This window comes from Candidatus Leptovillus gracilis (genome assembly GCA_016716065.1).
Classification (GTDB): domain Bacteria; phylum Chloroflexota; class Anaerolineae; order Promineifilales; family Promineifilaceae; genus Leptovillus; species Leptovillus gracilis.
The window spans coordinates 1-5,568 of record JADJXA010000023.1 but is presented as its reverse complement, the minus strand read 5'-3'; the positions used below and the strand labels follow the sequence as shown (position 1 = coordinate 5,568).

Here is a 5,568-nt window from a genome sequence, read left to right as displayed (position 1 = left end):
TGAGTTCAAAGTAGGAGGTTAGACCAGATGGACATGCAAACAGTTAAGACGGCTTATAGCGTGCCGGTGGCACTCGTCCTGAAGAGCGCCAACCAGCGTCAGGAGGATAACCAGGGTTTCACTGAAGCTTCGCTGCGCGGGCTGGCGGCCAGTATCCAGGAGGATGGGTTGGGTCGCCGGTGACGGTACGGCCGGTACCGGTGGTGTGCAGTATGCCAGTCGGTGCAGGTGGAACCGGGCGAGTGCTGTGGCCCGGGCGCGGGAAGCGCGCTACGAGTTGGTGGCAGGCGACCGTCGCTTTTCGCGCCTGTACAACGTACCTGGGGTGGGAGACCATCCCCGCCTTCATCGAAGAGATGGAAAATGAGCGGGCGCGGGTGGTGATGGCGATGGAGAACATCGGTCGGGTGCAGCTCAACGCCATGGAAGAAGCGGCCGTGTACTACGAGTTTACGGCCGTCCTGGGCTACAGCATTGAGAAAACGGCCGAGCGCTGCGCCACGACGTACGCCAACGTAGAGGCGCGGCTGGGCCTGCTCAAGTTGGTTCCTCAGGCGCAAGACCTGGTGCGGCGCGGCATCCTGCCGCTCACCCACGCCAATGAGATGGCGCGTATGCCGGACTTCATTCAGCACGAGGCGCTCAAGCTGTTGGGCAAAACGGCCGTTCCCTTCGTCCAGTTTAAGCAGTACCTGGCGCAACTGGAAATGAAGCACACGACGGCGTTGGCCTTCGACTTTACGGACTTTTGGGCGCAGCAGGTGCAGGCGGCAGCCGAGCAGCAGGGTGCTATGCGCGCTGGGGATGGGGATTTGATCACCAGCAGGGCGCTGCCGGAAGTGCGCGGGGAAAAGCGTGACACGGCCGGCGACATCGCTTACCGCTACATGCGGGATTTGGCGGCGGCCGGGCTGCTCAGTGAGGCCGCTGCGGTGGGCAACCTGCTGGAACGGCTGCTGGAATTGCGGAAAGTGAAAAACTTCCGCGAGAATCCAGACTTTGAGCCAGGCATGTTGCCGTTCATGAAGGGTGGTGAATGATGAGAACGCGACGGAAGCGACCCGGTATTGTCGGATTGCTGCAAAAGGCGATTGCCTACCATGAGCGATTGCTGAACGGGTTGCAGGGCGACAATCCGCAGATTGTTGAGATGCGCCTGAAGGCGGCTGGCCGGTTGGATGCGTACCGTGATTGTCTGGATGCGCTGCGAGGCAATACGACGCTGCTCCGCATAGCCGGCGGGGATGGCGAGTAGGGAGAGGTTGAGGAAAAGGCGGCCACTGGCCGCCTTTTTGTTGCCTGGGTGAATAGAACATCTGTTGCGCAAGGGAAACGGCCGTTGCGTTGTGTGGTAATTCGTGCCGGCTTGAGGCCACCTGGTTGCAACGGCATCGTAAAGGCACAGTCTTCAAGCTGGCAGGCTGCGGCCATATAGATATACCGGCCCCCGCCTATACTCAGTCTGCCTGAAATGGCACTGTCAAACGGCCGTAAATTGGTTCGCGGCCTGACCTCCCCCTTGAGTCCCTGTCAAAAAAACTCGCTGCTATTCGCCTTCCCGTCAGGCTTTCCAGGTGAGAGGATCAAAGTGTATTACAAATCAACTGGAGGTTGGACCGATGGATATGATAAACATCACGCTCGTTCTGGATTACCTGAACGCCACAGAGATAGCTGCCCTACAGCGAATCGTGGCCAAGGCTGGTGACTGCCAAGACCGCCCGGCGGCATTGGCGGCAATAGTAGACGCCGGTGTACAAAATGCCGGTGATGAGTACGCAGTGGAGACTCGTAAGGTTAGCGAATTTTTTGGAGGTTAGACCGATGGCAACATTGACAGCGAGAGAACGGATTGATCTAGTGGAAGAGGCACGCGAGCATCTGAACGGGGCGATTCGCTGCCTGAAGCGCCTTTCCCAATGACGGGTATGTGCAGGCATACATCATTGACCACCTGCGCATCAGGCCGGTGGTGGTCGTGGCTTCTTGAGCAACGACCCGAATATGGACGACCTGATTGAGATGATCGGGGAGTCCGGCGAGGTGGAAGCTGATGATGAGGCCGAGGACGACGAGGACGAGTGGGACGCCGAGGCTGGCGGGTGGGAGGTCGGCTACGAACGGCGTGATTACGATTATTGGGATTCGGCCGGCGAGGCAGAGGAGGCCATGGCTGAATAGTTAGGTGGGTTGTTCCTGTAGGCAAACGGCCGTTACCCGGTTCGGTAACGGCCGTTTTTGTTTCCCGCCGTCTGTCCCCCATCTCCCACCCAGCAGGGCGTTTACTGGTTGCAAAGGCGTTGTAAAGGCGCTGTTACGGCGCGGGCGCACTGCAAACATCCAAACATCCAGGCCCCTGACTATTTCCAGCCCGCTTGTAAAGGCACTGTCAAACGGCCGTAAATTGGCCTGATGCGCGCCCCCCTCCTTGAGTCCCCGTCAAAAAAACTCGCTGCTATTCGCCTTCCCGTCAGGCTTTCTGGGTGAGAGGATCAAATCATCTTAGCAAGCAGTTTTTCAAAACGGAGGTTAGACCATGTTTGACATTATTGGCGAGTTTGATGTGACGAGCGGCAAGCTGCGCATTTCCGATCCGTGTTACGACGTGGATACGTGGTGCGCCGGCGAGGTGGAAGCCGCGAACGGCCGTTGGGCAGCCAGCGTGGAGCGGACAGATGAAGGCATTTGGGGTACGCGGATTGCCCGTCTATTGGTGACGCACGTGGATTGCCCTGTGCCGGCCGGTTGCTGGCTGGCAACTTCTTGGTATCGAAGTCAGGGTAGACGGTGGTGGGCAGGCCGGGGTGTTTGACGCGGCTCACTACCGTGATGACAGTCTGGCAAAGCAGTTCCCGGTCAGCGAACCGCTTGTAGCGGAAGAGCCGTGGTACAGCCTGTGCTGCGACCGGACTCTGGGCGAGGAAAGGGCGGGTGTCATTCCCTTTGGGGCGGTGGCGTCGTCTGGGTATGGCGATGGGGTGTACCAGGCGTTCGGTCTGCGTGATGGAGAGGGGCGGATAATGGGTGTGATGATTGTGTTTATCACCGAGGAGGAGCAGGAAGCGGATACGTGGGATTTGGAAGATGATGAAGAGGAGTAGACGGTAGGAACAGGGTGGCCCGGCTTACCAAGCCGGGCCACCGGTTTGCGGTCGCAAAGGCACTGCAAAGCGGCCGTAAATTGGCCGGTTGCCAACCCCCTCCCTGAGTCTCCGTCAAAAAAACTCGCTGCTACTCGCCTTCCTGTCGGCGTTTTCCTGCGAGAGGATCAAGTCATACTTCAATACAGGGGGTTCACATGAACGCAGTAAGTGATGAAATGTTTTGCACGATGGTTGAATGGTCAGACCGGTTGGAGGTTGCGCTGGTCGGCCTGGTTCACAGAAACGAGGCGATTGACCGCGTAGCCCTGGCCGATGTGCTGGTAGCCTGCCCAGCAGAGGGGCGGATGCTGGTTGAGTACGAATGGTTAGGTGGCTTGTACCGCCAGTTGACCGAAGTGGTGACGGGGCGCATGTCAGAGCCGAAGGCGCGGGAAGCGCTGGGGGAGGTACTGCGCGACATGGACACTGTCTTCCTGGAACTGGACGGTAGGCTGTAGGTAGTGTTTGTTGGAGGACGGCCGGACGGCCGTCCTCCCTGGAGGCTGTGATGGAAAATATTTTCTCTGTTCTGGAAGGGGTTTGCCCTGACTGCGGAGGCTGTCTGGACGTGACTGTTACCTGTCATCCGCGGCAAGCGGTGAACTGGTCGAACGTGACGATTGTGAAGCGTGATGACCTGGCGCCGGATTTCGTCCCGGCCAGCACGCCGTGGGGAAAGCTGACCCAGATGAGCTGGGCAGAAACGACCATCGCGTTGTACAGCGCGACTTGCCCAGCTTGTGGCGCGTCGCACTACGTGGAGCAATCGGCCGTTAGCGGTGATTGGCGAATTTAGGACGGGTTGGTATCGTGGAAAGAAGCGGAGAGAACATGATGTACCAAAAGCTTGTTGACCGGTTGGTAGAGATAGGGAGCGTGGCATTCCGGGCAGAGACAGAAGGCTTGCGAGAGGGGGTCGAGGCCGCTTACGCCAAAATGCAAGCGGTCGCCAGTACGGACGACCGTCTGGCTCTGATGACCGAAGCGGGGCAGCTAGAGGAGGCTATGAACATTCGGTTTGAGCTGCTTGATCGGGTGGCGTAAAGGATCATCGGGGACGGCCGTCCCTAAAAACCCGCCCAAAATTCGCGCCCGAAGCGCCTTCCCGTCAGATAAACACTGTGAGAGGATCAGGACAACTTGAATAGGAGGTGCAGCGATAGTGAACATTCAATGGCGTGAACAGGTGATCGGGATTGCCCAACAAGACGGGGTGTCCATTGTGGATGCGATTCATCACCCGCGCGTCGCCGATGTCGTGCACGAACGGGTCGTTTGCAAAATCGGCCGGCCGTGTGAGGGTGACGATGACAGCGCGTATTACGAAGCGGCCGATCAGGTAGTGTCTGATATGGCCTATGAGGTGCGCGCCCGTATAGTAGCCAACCGTGCGGTTGGCCGCTGATGTAGTTGGGAAATAGAGAGGTCGGCCTACGGGTCGGCCTTTTTTTGTTGTGGTGTTATGCACATCTGTTCTATGTGCTGCCGTGCCGTCTGCCACCGTCACGCTCATCCGGTTATTCCGCTGTAAAGGCATCGTAATGGCCCCGTCTTGGCGCTTTGCGCCTGTACCTATCCAAACATACCAGAGGTGGTAAATCTGCATCCAGCTTGCAACGAGTCTTCTATACGGCCGTAATGGAGTGGGCTGGCCGCCTCCCACATCGCCACAGGTTGGGACAAATGGCACGGTAAACAGGCTAAATTGGCCTGCAAATCGGCTAATCTCGTGGCGTAAGCGCCTTCCCGTCACGCTCACCTGGTGAGAGGATCAGGGCATATTCAACAAGCAGGGAGGCGGTGATGGCAACTTTTACGGTCTATCGGGTGTGGAATGATGAGCTGAGTAACAAAGAGCATCTGGATAGCTGGTCTGAGGTGGAGGCTTGGGCATGTAGCAAAGGCTTCGGCCACATCCGGGTTGTTCGTGATCACGATGGCAAAACGCGCGACGCGATGCTGACCACTGAGGAAGTGCAAACGGTCGATGGCCCAGTCTGGCTTGACGTTTACGATTGGATTAGCTGAGTTACAGAGGCGCGGACAGCGCGTCGCTTGCTAACAGACTGGACTGCTCGCTCCGATGGTGTAGTAGTTAGAGTGGACGGCCGTCCCTAAAACTGGCCCAAAACTCGCGCCCGAAGCGCCTTCCCGTCGGCGTATTGCCTGCGATAGGATCAAAGTAATTCGAGCAAGACAAGAGGTTGGACCGATGGCAAAACAAGTTGATTTCACCAGACAGCAGAAATTGATAGCTCCTTCATTTCGCACCGCGCTGCGCCAGCACAAGCCATCAGAGTGGGCAGCCCTGGGCTTTGGTCTGCGGCCAGACGGCCGTAAACATGAACTGTACTACGTCAGCTTACAAGACCTGTTGACGTGGGGGGCGGGTCTGGACGAGATGCGCCGGCGTGGATACAACGCG

The 5,568-nt window shown here is 58.0% G+C and carries 14 protein-coding genes; 13 read left to right on the top strand and 1 reads right to left on the bottom strand.

Annotated features, from left to right (window positions below):
• Window positions 1-33 precede the first annotated feature (33 nt).
• From IPM39_25940 to IPM39_25920, 5 genes are all read left to right on the top strand, one after another.
• Entirely contained in the window at window positions 34-183 is a 150-nt protein-coding gene (locus IPM39_25940; protein ID MBK8989460.1) for a hypothetical protein, read from the top strand.
• Window positions 184-212: 29 nt separating this feature from the next.
• Entirely contained in the window at window positions 213-1,040 is an 828-nt protein-coding gene (locus IPM39_25935; protein ID MBK8989459.1) for a hypothetical protein, read from the top strand.
• Window positions 1,037-1,255 carry a hypothetical protein gene (locus IPM39_25930; protein ID MBK8989458.1) on the top strand — a complete coding sequence of 73 codons (219 nt, stop codon included), beginning with the start codon at window positions 1,037-1,039 and terminating at the stop codon, window positions 1,253-1,255. The genes IPM39_25935 and IPM39_25930 overlap by 4 nt, the downstream gene beginning before the upstream one ends.
• A 364-nt stretch (window positions 1,256-1,619) precedes the next feature.
• Window positions 1,620-1,820 carry a hypothetical protein gene (locus IPM39_25925; GenBank protein ID MBK8989457.1) on the top strand — a complete coding sequence of 67 codons (201 nt, stop codon included), beginning with the start codon at window positions 1,620-1,622 and terminating at the stop codon, window positions 1,818-1,820.
• Window positions 1,821-2,004: 184 nt separating this feature from the next.
• The gene (locus tag IPM39_25920; protein ID MBK8989456.1) at window positions 2,005-2,181 is read left to right on the top strand and encodes a hypothetical protein; all 177 of its coding nucleotides are present in this window, start codon (window positions 2,005-2,007) and stop codon (window positions 2,179-2,181) included.
• Here IPM39_25920 and IPM39_25915 read toward each other — a convergent pair whose 3' ends face one another.
• Window positions 2,182-2,340 carry a hypothetical protein gene (locus IPM39_25915; GenBank protein MBK8989455.1) on the bottom strand — a complete coding sequence of 53 codons (159 nt, stop codon included), beginning with the start codon at window positions 2,338-2,340 and terminating at the stop codon, window positions 2,182-2,184. It lies immediately after the preceding gene.
• Window positions 2,341-2,536: 196 nt separating this feature from the next.
• On the opposite strand from IPM39_25915, the gene IPM39_25910 reads away from it, so the two are divergent.
• The 8 genes from IPM39_25910 to IPM39_25875 form a co-directional block, all read left to right on the top strand.
• The gene (locus tag IPM39_25910) at window positions 2,537-2,812 is read left to right on the top strand and encodes a hypothetical protein (GenBank protein MBK8989454.1); all 276 of its coding nucleotides are present in this window, start codon (window positions 2,537-2,539) and stop codon (window positions 2,810-2,812) included.
• Entirely contained in the window at window positions 2,805-3,101 is a 297-nt protein-coding gene (locus tag IPM39_25905) for a hypothetical protein (protein MBK8989453.1), read from the top strand. The genes IPM39_25910 and IPM39_25905 overlap by 8 nt, the downstream gene beginning before the upstream one ends.
• A gap of 197 nt (window positions 3,102-3,298) precedes the next feature.
• Window positions 3,299-3,601, top strand: coding sequence for a hypothetical protein (locus IPM39_25900; protein ID MBK8989452.1), 303 nt, complete (start codon window positions 3,299-3,301; stop codon window positions 3,599-3,601).
• A 50-nt stretch (window positions 3,602-3,651) separates the two neighbouring features.
• On the top strand, window positions 3,652-3,939 hold the full coding sequence (locus IPM39_25895; GenBank protein MBK8989451.1) for a hypothetical protein: 288 nt from the start codon (window positions 3,652-3,654) through the stop codon (window positions 3,937-3,939).
• 35 nt (window positions 3,940-3,974) lie between these two features.
• A complete protein-coding gene (locus IPM39_25890) occupies window positions 3,975-4,187 on the top strand; it encodes a hypothetical protein (protein MBK8989450.1) in 213 nt (70 codons plus the stop codon).
• Between the two features lie 118 nt (window positions 4,188-4,305).
• Window positions 4,306-4,548, top strand: coding sequence for a hypothetical protein (locus tag IPM39_25885; protein ID MBK8989449.1), 243 nt, complete (start codon window positions 4,306-4,308; stop codon window positions 4,546-4,548).
• A gap of 398 nt (window positions 4,549-4,946) precedes the next feature.
• On the top strand, window positions 4,947-5,171 hold the full coding sequence (locus IPM39_25880) for a hypothetical protein (protein ID MBK8989448.1): 225 nt from the start codon (window positions 4,947-4,949) through the stop codon (window positions 5,169-5,171).
• Between the two features lie 184 nt (window positions 5,172-5,355).
• A partial coding sequence (locus IPM39_25875) for a hypothetical protein (protein ID MBK8989447.1) occupies window positions 5,356-5,568 on the top strand: 213 nt, incomplete at its 3' end.

Coding starts and splice junctions, on each gene's coding strand:
- IPM39_25900 (MBK8989452.1), top strand. CDS start 3,299: ATGAACGCAGTAAGTGATGAAATGTTTTGCACGATGGTTGAATGGTCA.
- IPM39_25940 (MBK8989460.1), top strand. CDS start 34: ATGCAAACAGTTAAGACGGCTTATAGCGTGCCGGTGGCACTCGTCCTG.
- IPM39_25895 (MBK8989451.1), top strand. CDS start 3,652: ATGGAAAATATTTTCTCTGTTCTGGAAGGGGTTTGCCCTGACTGCGGA.
- IPM39_25920 (MBK8989456.1), top strand. CDS start 2,005: ATGGACGACCTGATTGAGATGATCGGGGAGTCCGGCGAGGTGGAAGCT.
- IPM39_25925 (MBK8989457.1), top strand. CDS start 1,620: ATGGATATGATAAACATCACGCTCGTTCTGGATTACCTGAACGCCACA.
- IPM39_25930 (MBK8989458.1), top strand. CDS start 1,037: ATGATGAGAACGCGACGGAAGCGACCCGGTATTGTCGGATTGCTGCAA.
- IPM39_25890 (MBK8989450.1), top strand. CDS start 3,975: ATGATGTACCAAAAGCTTGTTGACCGGTTGGTAGAGATAGGGAGCGTG.
- IPM39_25910 (MBK8989454.1), top strand. CDS start 2,537: ATGTTTGACATTATTGGCGAGTTTGATGTGACGAGCGGCAAGCTGCGC.
- IPM39_25935 (MBK8989459.1), top strand. CDS start 213: ATGCCAGTCGGTGCAGGTGGAACCGGGCGAGTGCTGTGGCCCGGGCGC.
- IPM39_25915 (MBK8989455.1), bottom strand. CDS start 2,340: ATGTTTGCAGTGCGCCCGCGCCGTAACAGCGCCTTTACAACGCCTTTG.
- IPM39_25880 (MBK8989448.1), top strand. CDS start 4,947: ATGGCAACTTTTACGGTCTATCGGGTGTGGAATGATGAGCTGAGTAAC.